This is a genomic window from Actinomadura montaniterrae (assembly GCF_008923365.1).
Taxonomy (GTDB): domain Bacteria; phylum Actinomycetota; class Actinomycetes; order Streptosporangiales; family Streptosporangiaceae; genus Spirillospora; species Spirillospora montaniterrae.
Genome location: NZ_WBMR01000020.1, coordinates 30,396 through 48,810 on the forward strand (window position 1 = coordinate 30,396; position 18,415 = coordinate 48,810).

The 18,415-nt window shown below is 73.9% G+C and carries 17 protein-coding genes; 12 read left to right on the forward strand and 5 right to left on the reverse strand.

All coding sequences use genetic code 11. From position 1 onward, the window contains the following. The first annotated feature begins 78 nt into the window (after positions 1-78). Together F9B16_RS10325 and F9B16_RS10330 are read left to right on the forward strand one after the other, a co-directional pair. On the forward strand, positions 79-1,272 hold the full coding sequence (locus tag F9B16_RS10325) for a sensor histidine kinase (protein ID WP_225991522.1): 1,194 nt from the start codon (positions 79-81) through the stop codon (positions 1,270-1,272). Beyond that, positions 1,269-1,979, forward strand: a complete 711-nt coding sequence (locus F9B16_RS10330) for a response regulator (RefSeq protein WP_151539785.1) — start codon at positions 1,269-1,271, stop codon at positions 1,977-1,979. The genes F9B16_RS10325 and F9B16_RS10330 overlap by 4 nt, the downstream gene beginning before the upstream one ends. A 21-nt stretch (positions 1,980-2,000) precedes the next feature. On the opposite strand, the gene F9B16_RS10335 is transcribed toward F9B16_RS10330, so the two are convergent. Together F9B16_RS10335 and F9B16_RS10340 are read right to left on the reverse strand one after the other, a co-directional pair. Then, on the reverse strand, positions 2,001-3,131 hold the full coding sequence (locus F9B16_RS10335) for an EAL domain-containing protein (RefSeq protein ID WP_192808706.1): 1,131 nt from the start codon (positions 3,129-3,131) through the stop codon (positions 2,001-2,003). A gap of 104 nt (positions 3,132-3,235) precedes the next feature. Then, on the reverse strand, positions 3,236-3,631 hold the full coding sequence (locus F9B16_RS10340) for an ABC transporter permease (RefSeq protein WP_151539787.1): 396 nt from the start codon (positions 3,629-3,631) through the stop codon (positions 3,236-3,238). A gap of 173 nt (positions 3,632-3,804) precedes the next feature. Between F9B16_RS10340 and F9B16_RS10345 the strand changes: the two genes are divergently transcribed. Genes F9B16_RS10345 through F9B16_RS10355 form a run of 3 tightly spaced genes read left to right on the forward strand, consistent with a single transcriptional unit; the run spans position 3,805 to position 5,860 of the window. Further along, positions 3,805-4,443 (forward strand): AIM24 family protein, encoded by a 639-nt coding sequence (locus F9B16_RS10345; RefSeq protein WP_225991523.1) that lies wholly within the window; start codon positions 3,805-3,807, stop codon positions 4,441-4,443. After that, complete coding sequence (locus F9B16_RS10350) at positions 4,443-5,096, forward strand: AIM24 family protein (RefSeq protein ID WP_151539788.1); 654 nt, start codon at positions 4,443-4,445, stop codon at positions 5,094-5,096. Before F9B16_RS10345 ends, F9B16_RS10350 begins: the two co-directional genes overlap by 1 nt. Positions 5,097-5,098: 2 nt before the next feature. Then, positions 5,099-5,860 (forward strand): AIM24 family protein, encoded by a 762-nt coding sequence (locus F9B16_RS10355; RefSeq protein WP_151539789.1) that lies wholly within the window; start codon positions 5,099-5,101, stop codon positions 5,858-5,860. 82 nt (positions 5,861-5,942) lie between these two features. Here F9B16_RS10355 and F9B16_RS10360 read toward each other — a convergent pair whose 3' ends face one another. Continuing rightward, entirely contained in the window at positions 5,943-6,737 is a 795-nt protein-coding gene (locus F9B16_RS10360) for a VOC family protein (RefSeq protein WP_151539790.1), read from the reverse strand. Positions 6,738-7,006: 269 nt separating this feature from the next. On the opposite strand from F9B16_RS10360, the gene F9B16_RS10365 reads away from it, so the two are divergent. The 3 genes from F9B16_RS10365 to F9B16_RS10375 all read left to right on the forward strand — a co-directional run bounded on the left by F9B16_RS10365 (position 7,007) and on the right by F9B16_RS10375 (position 9,938). After that, on the forward strand, positions 7,007-8,605 hold the full coding sequence (locus F9B16_RS10365; protein WP_151539791.1) for an ABC-F family ATP-binding cassette domain-containing protein: 1,599 nt from the start codon (positions 7,007-7,009) through the stop codon (positions 8,603-8,605). Positions 8,606-8,721: 116 nt separating this feature from the next. Next, on the forward strand, positions 8,722-8,934 hold the full coding sequence (locus F9B16_RS10370) for a helix-turn-helix domain-containing protein (RefSeq protein WP_021596738.1): 213 nt from the start codon (positions 8,722-8,724) through the stop codon (positions 8,932-8,934). 197 nt (positions 8,935-9,131) lie between these two features. Continuing rightward, a complete protein-coding gene (locus F9B16_RS10375; RefSeq protein ID WP_151539792.1) occupies positions 9,132-9,938 on the forward strand; it encodes an enoyl-CoA hydratase/isomerase family protein in 807 nt (268 codons plus the stop codon). Between the two features lie 99 nt (positions 9,939-10,037). On the opposite strand, the gene F9B16_RS10380 is transcribed toward F9B16_RS10375, so the two are convergent. Beyond that, the gene (locus F9B16_RS10380; RefSeq protein ID WP_151539793.1) at positions 10,038-11,978 is read right to left on the reverse strand and encodes a Xaa-Pro dipeptidyl-peptidase; all 1,941 of its coding nucleotides are present in this window, start codon (positions 11,976-11,978) and stop codon (positions 10,038-10,040) included. Positions 11,979-12,224: 246 nt separating this feature from the next. On the opposite strand from F9B16_RS10380, the gene F9B16_RS10385 reads away from it, so the two are divergent. Further along, complete coding sequence (locus tag F9B16_RS10385) at positions 12,225-14,192, forward strand: ABC transporter ATP-binding protein (protein WP_225991529.1); 1,968 nt, start codon at positions 12,225-12,227, stop codon at positions 14,190-14,192. A gap of 295 nt (positions 14,193-14,487) precedes the next feature. Here F9B16_RS10385 and F9B16_RS10390 read toward each other — a convergent pair whose 3' ends face one another. Continuing rightward, positions 14,488-15,471, reverse strand: a complete 984-nt coding sequence (locus tag F9B16_RS10390) for a sulfotransferase family protein (RefSeq protein WP_151539794.1) — start codon at positions 15,469-15,471, stop codon at positions 14,488-14,490. A gap of 107 nt (positions 15,472-15,578) precedes the next feature. Between F9B16_RS10390 and F9B16_RS10395 the strand changes: the two genes are divergently transcribed. The 3 genes from F9B16_RS10395 to F9B16_RS10405 all read left to right on the forward strand — a co-directional run bounded on the left by F9B16_RS10395 (position 15,579) and on the right by F9B16_RS10405 (position 18,413). Next, positions 15,579-16,346: an SIR2 family NAD-dependent protein deacylase gene (locus F9B16_RS10395; protein ID WP_151539795.1), complete on the forward strand. Its 768-nt coding sequence runs from the start codon at positions 15,579-15,581 to the stop codon at positions 16,344-16,346. A gap of 91 nt (positions 16,347-16,437) precedes the next feature. Continuing rightward, positions 16,438-17,526 (forward strand): S66 peptidase family protein, encoded by a 1,089-nt coding sequence (locus F9B16_RS10400; protein WP_151539796.1) that lies wholly within the window; start codon positions 16,438-16,440, stop codon positions 17,524-17,526. Then, on the forward strand, positions 17,523-18,413 hold the full coding sequence (locus F9B16_RS10405; RefSeq protein ID WP_151539797.1) for a hypothetical protein: 891 nt from the start codon (positions 17,523-17,525) through the stop codon (positions 18,411-18,413). Before F9B16_RS10400 ends, F9B16_RS10405 begins: the two co-directional genes overlap by 4 nt. Positions 18,414-18,415 lie beyond the last annotated feature (2 nt).

Sequence of the window (18,415 nt, forward strand, 5' to 3'; positions counted from 1 at the left end):
CGGGGTCCTCCGAAGGATGTACGCGCCGCCCTCAGCGAGGTGGACGCGGCGGTCGCGGCGGGATGTTGAGATGGATCCGTGCTCTCCAGGCTCCGCCGGCTCACCACGCCCCAGGACGCGCTCATCGCCGCCGGGGCGATGGCGGCCGGGCTCGTGCTGCTGGCCGCGCACGGATACAGCACCTGGACCGACCACTGGCCGCCGGCCGGGCTCCGGCTGCTGCCGCTCGCCGGGCTGTGCGGGGCGATGCTGCTGCGGCGGACCGCGCCGCTCACCGCGCTGGCGATCTCCACCCCGTTCAACTTCCTCGACGTGGCGTTCGGACCGTCCATCGCCACCGCAATGATCTACGGGGACGCGCTGTACGCGGCGAGCCTGTACGGGCGGCCGCGGCGGACGGCGGAATGGCTGCTCGGCGCGACCCTCACCGGGACCGTCGCGGTCCTCGCGGTCGCCGGCGCGCTGGCCCGCGACCTCGCGCTCGGCGTGGTGGCGGGCGCGCTCGCGGCGGCGGTGTGGGTGACGCCGGTGCTGACCGCGATGCTCGTCCGGGAGCACCGGTCGCGGGCCGAGGCCGAGCGGCAGCGCGCCCGGCAGGTCGCGCGGCTCGCCGAGATGGACCGGCGCGCCGCCGTCGGCGCGGAGCGGGCCCGGATGGCCCGCGAGCTGCACGACGTGATCGCCAACCATCTGAGCGCCGTCGCGCTGCACTCCTCGGCCGTGCTGAAGGTCCGCGACCTGGACCGGGAGGGCCTGGACCGGGCGATGACGGTGATCCGGGAGAACAGCGTGCAGGGGCTGGCGGAGATGCGGCGGATGATCGGGCTGCTGCGCGAGGGCGGCGCCGGCGGCGCCGACCCGGCGGAGGCGCCGCGGCTGGCCGGCCTCGGCCGGCTCGTCGACCGCACGGCCCGCCCGGACCTGTCGGCGCGGCTGCGGACCGACGGCGAGCTGCCCGAGCTGCCCGCGCCGGTCGAGCTGGCCGCCTACCGGATCGTCCAGGAGTCCCTGACCAACGCGCTCAAGCACGCTGGGCCGGGCCGCGCCGAGGTGTCGGTGCGATACGCGCGAGGGCGGGTGGTGATCGACGTGTACAGCCCCCTCGGGGACGGCGCGGGGCTGCCGGGGTCGGGCAGCGGGCTGATCGGGATGCGGGAGCGGGCGGCGATCCTCGGCGGGGAGTTCTCCGCCGGGCCGGACGGCGGGCGCTGGCTGGTACACGCCGAGCTGCCGGTGGACGGGGAGCCCGCGCGCGAGGAGGGAGCGCTGTGATCGACGTGCTGGTGGCCGACGACCAGGCGGCCGTGCGCGCCGGGCTGGTGCTGATCCTCGGTGCGGCGCCGGACGTGCGGGTGGTCGGCGAGGCCGCCGACGGGGAGCGGGCCGTCGAGCTGGCCCGCGAGCTGCGCCCGGACGTCGTGCTGATGGACGTGCGGATGCCGCGCCTGGACGGGATCAGCGCGACACGGCAGATCGCCGGATTCGCCGACGTCCTGGTGCTGACCACGTTCGACCTGGACGAGTACGTGTTCGGGGCGCTGCGGGCGGGCGCCGCCGGGTTCCTGCTGAAGGACGTGGACGCCGACCGGCTCGTGGAGGCCGTGCGGACGGTGGCGGCGGGGGACGGGATCATCGCGCCGCAGGTGACGCGCCGGCTGATCGGCGCGTTCGCGGCCCGGCCCGAGCCGCCGGACCCGGGCCCGGCGGCGGTGGCGGAGCTGACGCCCCGGGAGCGGGAGGTGCTGGCCCGCCTCGGCGAGGGGCTGTCGAACGGGGAGATCGCGGAACGCCTGTCGATGGCGGAGACGACCACGAAGACGCACGTCAGCCGCATCCTCGCGAAGCTCGGGCTGCGCAGCCGGGTGCAGGCCGCCATCCTCGCGCAGGAGCTGGCCGCCTCCGGCCTCCCGGCCGCGTCCGGGGACGCCGCGGCGCCGGACGCGCCCGGATCCGGCAGCGGCGATCTCAGCGCGGGCTGAGCGCCGGGCCGGACCCCTGGATCAGGGCGACAGGCCGCGGATCAGGTCGGCGACCCGGACGATCCCCAGGCAGCGGCCCAGCTCGTCGACCACGACCAGGTCGTCGTAGACGCGGTCGTCCTCCTGGCCCGCCGCGCGCAGCGCCGCCACCGCCGGCACCGTGCGCGGGACCGGGCGGGGCGCGTCCGCCAGCCGGACGGCGGGCCGGTGGGCGTGCAGCGCGTGCCCGTAGGCGCCCGATAGGCGCAGCAGGAAGCGCGTCCGGTCGACGGTGGCGCGCGGCCGCTGCCGCTCGTCGACGAGGACGATGCTGGTGATGCCCGTCTCGGCGTTCAGCGCGTCCAGCACCTCGCCCGCGGTCGCGGTGTGCGGCATCGTGACGCCGGGGAGCGTGAACTCCGACACGCGCGGGCCGAGGTCGAGCCGTTCGCGGGGGTCCGGGGCGCCGCGCGCCGCGACGGGGACGGTGATAGGCATCCCGGGCCGCCACTCCGGCGGCGCCAGCGCGGGCCCCTGGACGAGCCGCACCCCGAGCTGGCGCAGGTGCAGCACCTGGTCGCCGGTCTCCAGGCCGGGCGCCAGCACGTGCGTCTCCAGCCGGTGCGCCAGCTCGACGAGGCTCGCCACCAGCGCGGAGCGGCGCGGCTCCGCGGGCGCCCGGCGGGCCAGCCCGGGGTCGAGCTTGAGCAGGTAGGACGCGCCGTCGGCGAGCAGGTCGAGCGGGGCGTGCGCGGCGCCGACGCCGCCGAGCCCGACCAGGTACCCGGCCCGGCGCAGCCCGGACAGCGCGGCGGTGACGGGGGCGCGCTGCGCCGGCGGGAAGCCCCCGGTGACGCAGATGATGATCTCCTGCGGGCGGCGCCCGGCGCCGGCGAACCCCTGGTGCAGCTCCGCGAGCACCGGGTCGCCGAACGCGAGGGTCTCGGCGCGCAGGCCGATCTGCAGCGGCAGCGGCGTGCGCAGGTCCGCCGCCGCGCGGGCCGCCTCGGCGGCGCGGCGCAGGTCCTCGGAGACGGGGTCGACGCGCGGCGGCGGCCCGGCCGGGGCGGGCGGCCCGGCGTGCGCCTCCACGGCGACGACGGTCCCGGTGCCGAGATCGACGACCGGATGGAACACCGCCCTCGCCGGGACCAGGACATCTACGGCTGACACAGCGGCATCATGGCGCCCCGAAGCGCCCGGAACCACCCTTGTCAGGAGAAGTTAACGCACAATTCGCGCAGGTCGCGCTGTGGATCTTGACCTCGGCCGGGCCGTCACAGCCCGCGGCCGCCGACCATCGCCGACAGCGCGTAGGTGACCCCGGCGACGGCCGCCAGCCAGACGTAGGCGGTGATGTCGCCGCCGCGCAGCGCCTGCACGACGAGCCCGCCGATCACGGCCACCGTCACCACGTCGCCGGTCATCGCGGCGGCGCGCAGGTGGGTGCGGGCGCGGTGGCCGGAGCCGAAGCCCTCGCTGAGCGGCAGCGCGGGCTCGTTGCGGCGGTAGGCCAGGTACCCGGCGTACCCGGCGAGGGCGGCGAGCGCGATGAGGGCGGTGCCGTCGCGTCCGTCGGCGGCGAGCACGGCACCGACCACCACCCCGGCGCCGAGGACGAGCCCGGGTACGGCCCACCGGCTGAGGCTGCGGCGTTCGGGAGCGATCCACATGAGCGACATCCTCTCCGATCGGCGGGCGCACGGGACCGGCAACGCGCCGGTCCCGCCGCGATGAGGCCGCGACGAGGCCGCGACGAAGGCCGGCGCGGGCGTCCGCGGCCGGCCGTGCGGGACCGCGCCGATGCCCGGACCGCGCGGGGTTCCGGCCGGTATCTTTTCGCATCGTGGCGCAATTTCGACTGAACGGCTCGAAGATGCTGGCCGTCGATCTCGCCGGGGAGACGATCAGGGCGCTGAACGGCGCCATGGTCGCCTACGAGGGGCGGATGGCGTTCAAACGGGAGGGGATGACCGGGGGAGAGGGCCTGCGCGGCGCGCTCAAGCGCAAGATCGCCGGTGAGGGCATGACGCTGATGGAGGTCACCGGCGAGGGCACCGTGTACCTGGCGAGCGAGGCGGCGGAGGTGACGCTCGTCCAGCTGACCGGCGACACCCTGTTCGTGGAGTCGGAGAGCCTCCTCGCGCTGGAGGGCGGGCTGCGCACCGGCGTGCAGTTCGTCGGCCTGCGCGGCATGGGCACGGGCCAGGGCCTCGCCACCACCAAGGTGGAAGGGCACGGCACGGTCGCGATCGTGTCCGACGGCCCGGCGATCGCGCTGGAGGTGACGCCCGAGACGCCGCTGTCGGTCGATCCGCACGCCTACGTCGGGCACCACGGGCAGCTGCGCCAGGACGTCGTCACCGACGTGAACTGGCGGACCGTGATCGGCCAGGGCTCGGGGGAGAGCGTCCAGTTCCGGTACCAGGGGCACGGCCTGGTCTACGTCCAGCCGGCCGAGCGCGGCGGAATCCTGGAGATCTGATGCCCGGCTACCAGAAGATCACCTCCAAGATGCTCCAGGTGCCCGTCGGGCCGGGGCGGGAGGTCTACAGCAAGCGCGGCGCGATGCTCGCCTACACCGGGTCGGTGTCGTTCGCGCCGTCCACGACGGCGGGGCAGAGCATCGGCGGCGCCATCGGACGCGCCGTCGCGGGCGAGCGCAGCGCGATGATGCACGTCACCGGGCAGGGCGACGTCATGTTCGGGCACGCCGGGCTGCACGTGTCCATCGTGGACCTGAGCGGCGGCGACACCCTGTTCGTGGAGGCCGACCGGCTCCTCGTCCACGATGCGTCCCTGCAGGTCGGGACCATGTTCATGGGCGAGCAGGGCGGCGTGCGCGGCATCGTGCGCGGCGCCGTCACCGGGCAGGGCCTGTTCACCACCACGCTCACCGGGCAGGGCTCGTGCGCGCTGCTGTCGCACGGCGGCGTCATGGAGCTGCCGATCGGGCCGCAGCGCCCCGTCCACGTCGACCCGCAGGCGTACGTGGCCCACCGCGGCCAGGTGCAGAACAAGCTCACCACGGCGGTGGGCCTGCGCGACCTGATCGGTCGCGGCTCCGGCGAGGGCTTCCAGCTCGAGCTGAGCGGCTCCGGCGTCGTCTACGTCCAGGCCAGCGAGAGGAAGATCTGACCGTGAGCAGCTTCGGCACGCGGACCTGGAACGCGGCCACCCTCCCGGTGAACGACAACGTCAACCCGTACGCCTTCAGCGTCGACCTCGACGGCGAGTGGTTCGCGCAGAAGGGCAAGATGATCGCCTACTACGGGCAGATCAGGTTCGAGGCGCTGTCGTCGGGGCCGCTGGACGCCCTCGTCGCGCACACCTTCAACTCGCCGCTGTACGCGCACGACTGGATCGTCGCGCAGGGGCGGGGCAAGCTCGTCCTCGCCGACCGCGGGTTCGACGTGAACTCCTTCGACCTCGACGACGGCAACCTCACCGTCCGGGCCGGGAACCTGCTGGCGTTCGAGCCCGGCCTGGAGCTCAAGCAGTCGATCATCCCCGGGTTCCTGACGCTGATCGGGACGGGCCGGTTCGTGGCCGCCTCCAACGGCCCGGTGCACTTCGTCGAGCCGCCGATCCGGGTCGACCCGCAGGCGCTGCTCGGCTGGGCGGACTGCCCGTCCCCCTGCCACCACTACGACCACTCCTACATGCGCGGCGCGTTCGGCGCCGCGCGGATGGTGTTCGGGATCGGCGGGTCGTCGGGGGAGGAGCACCAGTTCGACTTCACCGGCCAGGGCACCGTGCTGATGCAGTCGTCGGAGGTCGTGATGAACGAGGACGTCCTGCTGCGCGACCTCGAAGGCCAGATCGGCATGGTCGGCACGTCGGGGCTGCAGCGGCTCCAGCAGACGATCAGCCGGCGGCTGTCCGCGGAGCGGCAGGGCTGACGCGGGGGCCCGGGCGAACCCGGGCCCCCGCGGCCTCACCGCCCACGGGAGGCCGCCCGCGGAACGGCTCGCGACCCGCGGGTCATCCCTGCTCGGGCGCGGGCTTCATCACGTGGAAGGGGACCCCGAACGGGTCCCGTACGGCCGCGGACCGGCCGTACGGGCTGTCGGCGGGCCCCGAGTCGACCGTGCCGCCGCCCGCCGTGACCTTCCGGACCGCCTCGTCGGCGTCCTCGACCGCGAAGTAGGTCGTCCACGTCGGGACGGCGGTCCGCCCGTTGCCGAGCACCATGTCGGCCCCGCCGAGGATGCCGCCGATGTAGCGGCCGTCCGCGGCGCGCTTCAGCACGGTGTAGTCCATGTCGCCCGGCATCGGCTCGAGTTCGTAGCCGAACACCGCCTGGTAGAAGTCGCCCGCGGCCTTGGAGTCGGGCGTGACGAGCTCGTTCCAGACGAACGACCCCGGCTCGTTCACGATCCCCGATCCGTGGTGGTCCCGCCCCTGCCACAGGCCGAACTGCCCGCCCTGCGGGTCTCGGACGATCGCCATCCGGCCGATGGTCATCACGTCCATCGGCGGCATGACGATCTCGCCGCCCGCGTCGGCGGCGCGCTTGGCGATCCCGTCGCAGTCGTCGGCGGCGATGTAGACGGTCCACCAGTACTCGTCGGGCGCCTCCTCCGGGTTCTGCATCATCCCGGCCACGGGCACCCCGCGCAGCTTGCACTGGTTGTAGTGGCCCGCCTCCGGCCCGGCGTCCTCGAACTGCCAGCCGAAGAGGGTCCCGTAGAACGTCTTGGCCCGGTCTAGGTCCGGGAGGCCGATGTCGAGCCAGTTCGGGGTGCCCTCCGGCACGTTGCTCGTGACCTGGGTCATCCGACTCACACTCCTTTGTGCAGGGGCCTCGCGGCCCCGGCGTCCTGCGCCGCCCGCCGTACTCCCATCCTGGCCCGCGGCGCGGCGTTCACACATCGGCGGGGACGGGATCGGCATGGCCGGGAGCGGCCCCCGTTTCACGTACACTGGGCTGATGGTTTCGCTCCCGAGCTGACAGGCCGCCCAGCGCGCCCCGGTCGGATGGACCGCGCGGCGCGCTGTTTCGTGCGCCTGTCCATCGAGCCGTCCGTCAGGGGAGCCCTGTCACTGTGATCATCGCGAAAGACATCGAGCTGCGCGCCGGGTCCCGGCTGCTGATCGAGTCCGCCTCGTTCCGGGTCAACCCCGGCGACCGGGTGGGCCTCGTCGGCCGCAACGGCGCCGGCAAGACCACCCTCACGAAGGTGCTGGCCGGGGAGTCGATCCCCGCGCAGGGCGGCGTCACGTCGTCGGGCACCATCGGCTACCTCCCGCAGGACCCGCGCGGCGTCGACCTCGACGAGCTGGCCCGCGACCGCATCCTGTCGGCGCGCGGGCTGGACGAGGTCGTCCGCAAGCTGCGCGCCGCCGAGGAGGCGATGGCCACCGCGACCGGCGAGGAGCGCGACAAGGCCGTCCGCCGGTACGGGCGCCTCGAGGAGCGGCTGCACGTGCTCGGCGGCTACTCCGCCGAGGCCGAGGCCGCCTCGATCGCCTCCAGCCTCGGGCTGCCCGACCGGGTGCTGGGGCAGCCGCTCGGCACCCTGTCGGGCGGGCAGCGGCGCCGCGTCGAGCTGGCCCGGATCCTGTTCTCCGGCGCCGACACGCTGCTGCTGGACGAGCCGACCAACCACCTGGACGCCGACTCGATCGTGTGGCTGCGCGACTTCCTGAAGTCGCACCAGGGCGGCCTGGTCGTGATCAGCCACGACGTCGACCTGCTCGGCGTCGTGGTGAACCGGGTCTTCCACCTGGACGCGAACCGCAGCGTGATCGACATCTACAACGTCGGCTGGAAGAAGTACCTCGACCAGCGGGAGACCGACGAGCGGCGGCGCAAGCGCGAGACGGCCAACGCGCAGCGGCAGGCGTCGGCGCTGCTGTCGCAGGCCGACAAGATGCGCGCGAAGGCGACCAAGGCCAAGGCGGCGCAGCAGATGGACCGGCGGGCCCGGCAGCTGCTCGCCGGCGTCGAGGGGGAGCGGCAGGCCGACAAGGTGGCCAAAATTCGCTTCCCGGACCCGGCACCTTGTGGCAAAACCCCCCTTACCGCCGAAGGTTTGTCGAAATCGTACGGATCTTTGGAGATTTTCACCGACGTGGACCTGGCCATCGACCGGGGCAGCCGGGTCGTCGTGCTGGGCCTGAACGGAGCGGGCAAGACCACCCTCCTGCGCATGCTGGCCGGGGTCGACAAGCCCGACACCGGCACCGTCGTGGCCGGTCACGGCCTGCGGATCGGCTACTACGCCCAGGAGCACGAGACGCTCGACGTGGACCGCTCGGTGCTGGAGAACATGCAGTCGGCCGCGCCCGGTCTCGCGCCCGTCGAGGTCCGCAAGATCCTGGGCTCGTTCCTGTTCTCCGGCGACGACGTCGACAAGCCCGCGGGCGTGCTGTCCGGCGGCGAGAAGACCCGGCTGGCGCTGGCGATGCTGGTGGTGTCCAGCGCCAACGTCCTGCTGCTCGACGAGCCCACCAACAACCTCGATCCGGCCAGCCGCGAGGAGATCCTCGGGGCCCTGCGCACCTTCGCCGGGGCCATCGTCCTGGTGACCCACGATGAGGGTGCGGTGGACGCGCTGCGGCCGGAAAGAGTGATTTTGCTGCCCGATGGTGTCGAAGACATCTGGAGTGACGAGTTTGCCGATCTGGTGGCACTTGCGTGACCTGCAGGGTGCCTTCCGCAGATCTTTTCTGGCCGAGTGGGTAGCCGAACGCGCGGGAATGACTGATCATGGCGGGGGATAACGCAGCGGTCACCACATCACTACGGGAGGTACTCGTGGCCGAGACCCTCAAGAAGGGCACCCGCGTGACCGGTGCCGAGCGCGACAAGCTGGCGGCGGACCTCAAGAAGAGGTACGACTCCGGCGAGAGCATCCGCGCCCTGGCAGCCGCCACCGGCCGCTCGTACGGCTTCATCCACCGGATCCTCACCGAGTCCGGAGTCAACCTGCGCGGTCGCGGCGGCGCGACCCGGGGCAAGAAGTCCTGACCGGACGAACGTCCCGAACGGACGCGGGTCCACAACGGCCCCCGGTCCCGGACGGGCGGCTTCCCCCGGACGAGCGCACCGCCTGATCCGTCGCCGCGGCCCACCGAGTAGGGTTCGGTCGCGGCGGCGGGCAGGTCGGGTCCCGCCCCGTGGACGGCGGGGCGGGCCCGCCGCGCTCGTTGGAGGGGGAAGGTTCGATGGCGGACGCGAACGCCGGGACGGAGACGGCCACCGCGGCCGGGCCGGCCGAGGAGGAGCTGGCCGGGGCCGGGCTGCGGCTGGAGGTCGACGGGGCGGTCGCGACCGTCACGCTGAACCGGCCGGAGCGGCGCAACGCCATGACGTTCGCCACCTGGCGCGGTCTGGCGGCGATCGGACGGTCGCTGCCGGAGGGCGTGCGGGTGGTCGTGCTGCGCGGCGCCGGTCCCTCGTTCTCGGCGGGCATCGACCTGTCGATGTTCTCCGGCGGCGGGGAGGGGTTCGCCGACGGCTCCGACGCCGCGGCGACGGACCGCTTCATCGCCGAGCTGCAGGAGGGGTACACCTGGCTGCGGCGCCCCGACATCGTCACCGTCGCGGCGGTGCACGGGCACGTCATCGGCGGCGGGTTCCAGCTCGCGCTGGCCTGCGACATCCGGGTCGCGGCCGACGACGTCAAGTTCTGCATGAAGGAGCCCGCGCTCGGGCTCGTCCCCGACCTCACCGGCACCAAGCCGCTGGTGGAGATCGTCGGCATCGGGCGCGCCCTGGAGCTGTGCCTCACGGCCCGGACCGTGCAGGCCGAGGAGGCGGCGCGGCTCGGCCTCGCCGAGATCGTCGTGCCGCGCGACGGCCTGGACGCCGCGGTCGGCGGCCTGGTGGAGTCCCTGCTCGCGGTGAACCCCGGCGCCGCCGTGGCCACCAAGCGGCTGCTGTGGGAGGCCGCGGAGAACACCCTCGAGCAGCAGTGCGCCGCCGAGCGCCGCGAGCAGATCGGCCGCCTCCGCGAGCTGTTCGGCAAGTGACCCTCGCACCCTCCCCGCACGCCTGATCGTCGACGTGCGGCGAGCCGCCGTCATGGCCGAGCGCATGACGACGGCTCGCCGCGGGTCGGCGCGTGCCGGTCAGCCGAGGGCCTCGCGGCCGCCGCGGGCGAGCGGGAGGTCGACGCGGCTGACGCCCGTCCGCACCGTGACGCCGGTGCCGGCCGGGTAGCGCAGCGTGTAGTCGTGGTCGGTGGACAGCAGGATCACGCCGAGCCGGTGGCCGGCCTTGACGGTGTAGTCGGTCGGCTGGAGGTCCCAGCGGAACGTGTAGGTGCGGCCCGCCGTGATCGGGTCGGTGCGGCTGAAGCTCTTCCGGTTCCGTGCGTCCAGCCAGCCCCGTGTGATGATCTTGTACGGGGCGGTCTGCATGGCGAGGGCCTGCCGGGTGGTGCAGCCCTCGTCGCCCGGGACGCTCTGCCCATAGCAGACCTTCTGCCCGGTGTCGACGCGGGCGCCCGTCGGCCGGCTGTCGGTGCCGTAGTCGACCAGCAGCGCCGTCAGGTACGGCGACCGGCCGTCCAGCGAGGCGCGCAGCGACACCGACGGCGTGCCGTCGATCCGGACCGGCCGGTCCAGCGTCCCGGTGAGGTAGGCGAGCCGGTTCGGGTCCGCCTGATCCTGGTTCGCGAGCAGGTCCTCGGCGGTGCGGGTCTTCCCCTCGTCGGTGAAGCCCTGCGTCGCGCCGGCCCCGGCCCGCAGGCCGAGCGTGCCGGGCTGGCCGGACGGCCCCGCGTTCAGCCGGACCGGAACCGTGCGGGTGCCGGGGATCGGCCAGTCCGTCGCCGTCTCCCACGTCCCGTCCGCATGCTCGATGTCGACGCGCGGCTCCTTGTCGATGTCGTTGCGGATGCCGTACAGGTAGCGGTCGAACCAGTGCAGCGTCTGCCGCAGCCACTCCTCCACGCGCCAGCGGAACGGCGTGGAGTGGTTGCCCTGGTGCAGCCACAGCTTGCGCGGCACGCCCGCCTTCTTCAGCGCGTTCCACCACTGGACGGAGTTCTTGAGCTTGACGTTCCAGTCGTTGAGCCCGTGCACCACCATGACGGCGGCGTGCACGTTCCGCGCCTGGCCGACGTAGTCCCGCTCGGCCCAGACCTTGCCGTAGTCGCCGGTCTCGCGGTCCTGGGTGGCCTCGATGTCGTCGATGACCTTCTTGCAGACCTCGGGGTTCTGGCGGGTCAGCACGGCCTTCGCCAGGACGTCCAGGTCCTCGCCCTGGTAGCCGCCGGGCGCGACGACGCCGCCGCCCGCGCGGTAGTAGTCGTACCAGCTGCTGATCCCGGCGATCGGGACGATGGCCTTCAGGCCCTCGACGCCCGACGCGGCGGCCATGTTCGGCAGCGTCCCGTCGTAGGACTGGCCGATCATGCCGACGTTCCCGGTCGACCAGGTGGCCTTGACCGGCGTGCCGTCGGGCGCCCAGCCGCGGGCGCGGCCGTTCAGCCAGTCGACCGCGGCCTTGGCGCCGGCCTGCTCGCTGCGGTCCCCGGACGTCGGGCAGCCGGTGGAGCCGCCCGTCCCGATGCTGTCGAGGTCGGCGACGGCGTACCCGCGCGGCAGGAAGTAGTTGTCGTAGTAGCCGGGGAACATCTCGGCGAGGTTCCGCTGCGTGGTGGTCAGCGCGCGGGCCCGCGCGTCGCCGATGTCCACCGGGTGGTTCGGGACGTCGTTGATGCCGGCCCAGTACGGGCTCGGCTCCATGATCGTCGGGACCTTGAGGCCGGCGGTGTCGGTCTCCTTCGGCCGCATGATCCGCAGTTGCACGCGGTCGCGCACGCCGTCGTGGTCGCTGTCGGCCGTGGTCTCGATGTTCACGGTCTGCGTGACGGCGTCGGCGCGGGAGAACACCGGCTGGGTCTCGCCGCCGGAGACGGTAAGGCGGTGCGGCGCGGCGGGCGTGGATCTCGCGGACGCGGACGCGGCGGGCAGGGCGGTGGCGAGCAGCGCGGCGGCGGTGGCCAGTGCGACGGCACCGGTGGTCAGGGTGACGGCACCGGCGCCCGCTCGTGGCGGGCGCATGCGCGGGCGCTGTGGTGAGCGCTGGGGCACGGGGGCTCCTGGGGGGTGAGAGCCTGATGTTGTTGATCACATTAACCACCGGTTCGGGCGGGAAGTCCAGAGCCGTTACGCCGTGAGCGGAGCCGGGAAGCGCGGCGGCCGGGCGCGCGTTGTCCCGGCCGGATACTGAGATGCTTACTTGATTACGTTTCACGCGCGCCCATCCCGCGCCGGGCGCGCGGCGACCCCTCGGAGGTACTGGTGGGCATGCCGGGAATGCCGGGCAACGGCTGGCAGGTGATGGCCTCGTTCCGCCGCGACGAGTCCGTCACCCAGCAGCGGCTCAAGCCCGGCACCATCAAGCGGATCGCGGGCTACGCCCGCCCCTACACCCGTGACCTGGTCCTGTTCCTCGGCCTGAACGCGCTCGCCGCGCTCGTCGTCGTCGCCAACCCGCTGCTGCTGAAGTCGATCATCGACCGCGGCATCCTGCACCACCGCCAGGACCTCGTGATCTGGCTCGCCGTCGCGGTGGCCGGGCTCGCCCTGCTGGACGCGGCGCTCGGGCTCGCGCAGCGCTGGTACTCCGCCCGCATCGGCGAGGGCCTGATCTACGACCTGCGCAGCGAGGTGTTCGGGCACGTCCAGCGCCAGCCCGTCGCGTTCTTCATGCGGGCGCAGACCGGCTCCCTGGTCAGCCGGCTCAACAACGACGTGATCGGGGCGCAGCGGGCCCTCACCACCACCCTGTCGTCGGTGGTCTCCAACGTGATCAGCCTGGTCCTGGTGCTGATCACGATGATGATCCTGTCCTGGCAGGTGACGGTGATCGCGCTGCTGCTGCTCCCGGTGTTCATCCTGCCGGCCAAGTGGGTCGGCAAGCGGCTGTCGCGGATCAGCCGCGAGCAGATGGTGCTGGACGCCGAGATGAGCTCGCTGATGACCGAGCGGTTCAACGTCGCGGGCGCCATGCTGGCCAAGCTCTACGGACGCCCCGCCGAGGAGGAGGAGAACTTCTCCGGGCGCGCCGCGCGGGTCCGCGACATCGGGGTCGTCTCCGCCATGTACGGGCGCGTGTTCTTCACCGGCCTCACGCTCGTCGCCGCGCTCGCCACCGCGATGGTCTACGGCGTCGGCGGCTACCTGGTCGTGGACGGCAACTTCCAGCTCGGCACGCTCGTCGCCCTCGCCACCCTGCTCACCCGCATGTACGGGCCGCTCACCGCGCTGTCCAACGTCCATGTGGACGTCATGACGGCGCTCGTCAGCTTCGACCGGGTCTTCGAGGTCCTCGACCTCAAGCCGCTGATCCGCGACCGCGAGGGCGCCCGGACGCTGCCCGAGGCCCGCGAGGCCGGGACGGCCGCCCTGGCCAAGGCCAACGGGAACGGAGCCGCCCGGCAGGGCGCCCCGGCGATCCGGTTCGAGCACGTCCGGTTCGCCTACCCGTCGGCCGACGAGGTGTCGCTGGCGTCGCTGGAGTCGATCGCCCGCACCGACCACGCCCCCGGCAAGGAGGTGCTGCACGACGTCGACTTCACCGCCGCGCCGGGGCAGCTCGTCGCGCTGGTCGGGCCGTCCGGCGCCGGGAAGTCGACGATCACGCACCTGGTGTCGCGGCTCTACGACGTGTCGGACGGCGCGGTGAAGATCGGCGGCGTGGACGTCCGCGACGTCACCCTCGACTCGCTGCGCGCCGAGGTCGGCGTGGTCAGCCAGGACGCGCACCTGTTCCACGACACGATCCGCGAGAACATGCGCTACGCCCGCCCGGACGCCACCGACGAGGAGATCCTCGCCGCGCTGGACGCCGCGCAGATCGGCGGGCTGGTCGCCGGGATGCCGGAGGGCCTGGACACCGTCGTCGGCGACCGCGGCTACCGGCTGTCGGGCGGTGAGAAGCAGCGCCTGGCGATCGCGCGGCTGCTGCTGAAGGCGCCGTCGGTGGTGGTGCTGGACGAGGCGACCGCGCACCTGGACTCCGAGTCCGAGGCCGCCGTCCAGGAGGCGCTGCGGACGGCGCTGGCCGGCCGGACGTCGCTGGTGATCGCGCACCGGCTGTCCACGATCCGGGAGGCCGACCAGATCCTGGTGATCGAGGAGGGCCGCGTCGCCGAGCGCGGGCGGCACGAGGAGCTGCTGCTGGAAGGCGGGCTGTACGCCGAGCTGTACCGCACGCAGTTCTCCCACCAGAAGGACGAGGAGCGCGCCACCGAGCCCCTCGGTGCCGAGTAGCGGACCGCCGGGCTCAGTGCTTCTGTGGGGAGCGGCCCCCACGCCCCCGGCAAGGGCACCTGAACGGCGCCTTCCACTCCGCTGGCGCTCCGCTCCAGGCGCCGTGCTCAGTGCTTTCTGTGGGGGGCGACCCCCACGCCCCCCGGCAAGGGCACCTGAACGGCGCCTTCCACTCCGCTGGCGCTCCGCTCCAGGCGCCGTGCTCAGTGCTTCTGTGGGGGGCGACCCCCATGCCCCCGGCAAGGGCACCTGAACGGCGCCTTCCACTCCGCTGGCGCTCCGCTCCAGGCGCCGTTCAGGTGTCGGTGCTGAGGCGGTAGCCGAGGCGCTGCAGCTCCGTCCCGGCGACCTTCTCGACCTGCGCGAGCTGGCGGGGCGTCAGGCGGTCCCGCCAGGCGCCGACGGCGTGCTCGGCGCCGCCCGCGTCCGGCCCGCCGTGCGCCCCGGCCCGGACGAGCCCGGACAGCGTCGTCTTCGACAGGTCCGCGTCCAGGTACCGCGACATGTCCCCGGCGACCCGGCGGGGCCGGGCGACCAGATCCTCGTAGCGGACGGTGAACAGCTGCTCCTCCGGCACCTGCTGCCGCAGCCGGGCGCTGAGGCGCACCGAGCCGCGCCAGCGCAGCGCGCACTTCACGGCCGCCGCCGCCTGCGGCCAGCGGTTGCGCTCGGTGTGGTCCTCGACCCCGAAGAACGGGTTCGGGAACACCGTGTCGAGGTTGGCGAGGCCCGGCTTGAACCACGCCAGGCACCGGTCGTCGGCGAGCATGTCGGCGACGGCGTCCCGGCCGTCCCGGATCACCTGGACGAGCTGGGCGTCGGGGAAGGCGTCCAGCAGCACGTCCGCGCTGTAGATCAGGTCGGGGGAGGCGTCGGCGTAGCGGGTGATGCCGCGCGGCTGCACGCACGGCCCCTCGACGTCGCCGTCGTGTACCGGGCGGTCGCGCAGCACCGCCGGGCGCGGCGGCAGCCCGGCCAGCTCCCGGCACTCCTCCGGGCACTCCGCGCAGGCCCGCGCGGAGATCTGCCAGGCCTCGGCGTAGGCGTCCCGGATCACCCGCGCGGCCCCCGCGCCGCGCTCGGTGGCGATGGCGGGGCGGCGGGCGAAGGCGTAGACGACGCGCAGGACGCCCGGCCGCCCGGTGGTGAGATGGAACCCGGCGGACCGCTTGACCGCGCGCGCGAGGAGACCGGCACCCGAGTGCGGCGCGCCCAGGATGAAGACCGGGCGGTGGACCTTGGTGCCGTTGATCACCAGGATGTGCGGCGTCGACCTCATACCCGGCCAAGTTTGTCACCTTTTGGCAGCCGGTCGGGCCGTGACGCACCGTAGCGGCCGCCCGAAACCGGGACGCGCCCGGATCGTTCGGCCCCTAACCTTGAGGAATGGACGCACCCCCCACGCTCGCCGGGCTGCTGCCCCAGGCGGCGTCGATCACCGTCCTCACCGGCGCCGGGATCTCCACCGACAGCGGCATCCCCGACTTCCGCGGCCCGCAGGGCGTCTGGACCAAGGACCCGTCCGCCGAGGCCATGTCCACGATCGGCGCCTACATCGCCGACCCCGAGGTGCGGCGCCGCTCCTGGCGGGCCCGCCGCGACCACCCGGCCTGGCACGCCGAGCCGAACGCCGCGCACGCCGCCCTCGTCGAACTGGAGCGGGCCGGCCGGCTCCGCGCGCTGATCACCCAGAACATCGACGGGCTGCACCAGCGGGCCGGGTCCGGCCCGGACACGGTGATCGAGATCCACGGCACCATGCGCGACGCGGTCTGCCTGTCCTGCGGCCTGCGCACCCCCATGCCGGACGTCCTCGCGCGGGTCGACGCGGGCGAGGACGACCCGCTCTGCACCGCCTGCGGCGGCATCCAGAAGTCCGCGACGATCTCGTTCGGGCAGGCGCTGGAGCAGGACGTCCTCGACGCGGCGATCACCGCGGCGCGCTCCTGCGACCTGTTCCTCGCCGTCGGGACCTCGCTGACCGTCCAGCCGGCCGCCGGGCTGTGTCCGGAGGCCGTCGACCACGGCGCCCGGCTGGTGATCATGAACGCGGAGCCGACCCCCTACGATGGGCTGGCGGACGCGGTGCTGCGCGAGCCGATCGGGGAGGCGCTGCCGCGGCTGGCCCGCATCGCCCTCGGTACCGGGCGGTGATCCGTTGGCGGGTCGTGACCGGGCGCCCCTTCCGCTGGCGGCCGGATCCTGACAAGCTCTATCCGTTGCGGTGCGAGGAGGGATCGGGTTGATGAGCGGGGGCGCCCGCGCGGAGGGGGTCGAGGGGCCGTCCGACGCGCCCGCCGCAGGCCTGCCCGGCGAACGGCCGGCACGGGGGAGGACCCGCAGGTACCGGCGTCTGCGCCCGGGGGACCGGGTCGCGGTCGTCGCGCCCAGCGGCCCCGCCGAGCCGGCGCGGCTCGAGGCGGGCTGCGCCGCGCTGCGCGACCTCGGCCTTGACGTCGTGGTCGGCAAGCACGCCCTCGACCGTGTCAACCTCGGCGCCCCGGGGCCCGTCCGCGACGACTGGCACCGGCTCGCCGGCGCCGACGCCGACCGCGCCGCCGACCTCCAGACCGCCTGGTGCGACCCGCGCGTCCGCGCCGTGATCTGCGCCCGCGGCGGCTACGGCGCCACCCGCGTCCTCGACCACCTCGACTGGGACGCGCTCGCCGCCGCGGCGGAGGCGCCCGGAGGCCCGAAGATCCTGCACGGCTCCAGCGACGTCACCGCTCTGCACGCGGCGTTCGGCGCGCGCCTCGGCGTCACCACGTCGTTCGGCCCGATGCCCGCCGGCCTGATCGCCGACATCGGCGCCCCCGACCCCGGCGGCGACCTCGCCGCCACCCTCGACGGCCTGCGCGCCGCGCTGTTCGGCGGCCCCGTCACCCTCCCCGGCACGCACGCGCTGCGCCCGGGACGCGCCGAGGGCCCGCTCACCGGCGGCACCCTCACCTTGATCACCACACTGCTCGGCACCCCGTACGCCCCGCCGCCCGCGAAGGGCGGCATCGTTTTCCTGGAGGACGTCACGGAGGCGCCGTACCGGATCGACCGGATGCTCGTCCAGCTGCTCCAGGCCGGCTGGCTCGACGGCGCGGCGGGCGTCGCGCTCGGCTCGTGGGAACGCTCCGGCGACCCCGCCGAGCTGGACGCCGTGTTCGCCGCGCGGCTCGGGCCGCTCGGCGTCCCCGTCCTCGCCGGGCTGCCCGCCGGGCACGGCGCCCGGCAGGCCACGCTCGAGCTCGGCGCGCCCGCCGTGCTCGACGCGTCCGGTGATCTGAACCCCGGGCCGGACGGCGGCGTACTGACCCTGGAAGCGCCGGGAGGTGTGCGATGAGCGGCCGGCACGCCCGTCCCGACCCGTGGGACGACGGAACACTCGACTCGCTGCTGGTACTGGTGGCCGAGAGCCTCGGCTACGCCTGCCATCGGGCGCCGGGGGAGGTGATGCTGCTGGAGGGCGCCAACCGGCTGCACGTCAGCATGCGCGACCTGCGGCAGCTCGCCCGGATGGTGCCGCGCGACGACTGGCCGGCGCTGGTGTCCGACCACGTCACCACGATCGTCACCGCGATCGAGGAGCCTCTCGACCTCAGCGACTTCGACCTCGCGCAGCACCTGCTGCGCACCCGGATCTACCCGGCGGAGGCCGACAACGGCGTGCTCGCGGCCCGGCCGTTCGCGCCCGGGCTGATCGAGGCCGTCGTGGTCGACACCCCCACCACCGTCCGGACGGTCACCACCGACGAGATGAACGGCTGGCCGGTGTCCGGCGACGCGCTGTTCATGCTGGGCCGCGCCAACGTCCGAGCGGACGGACCGCTCCAGCTCGACGAGCAGGACCTCGGCGGCGTCCGGGTGTCGGTGCTGCACGGCTGGACGTTCTACGCCGTCACGCACCTGGCGTGGCTGGAGGAGTACCTGCCGATCGGCCCGCACGGCGCGCTGGTCATCGCCCCGAACCGGAGCCTGATCGTCGCGCACGCGCTGAGCATGTCGGAGGTCCACCCGCGGGCCCGCTACCGCGCCGCCGTGGCCGCCGCGAACGAGCTGCAGGCGCAGGCGCACCGCGCCTACGAGGAGGGGCCGGGCTCGCTCAGCCCGCACCTGTACTGGTGGCGCGCCGGTGAGCTGACCTACCTGGAGACGCGCTACGAGGGCGACTCGCTCGTCCTGCCGCGCGAGCTCACCTCCGTGCTGGCCACCTCTACCGCGGAGTACTGAGG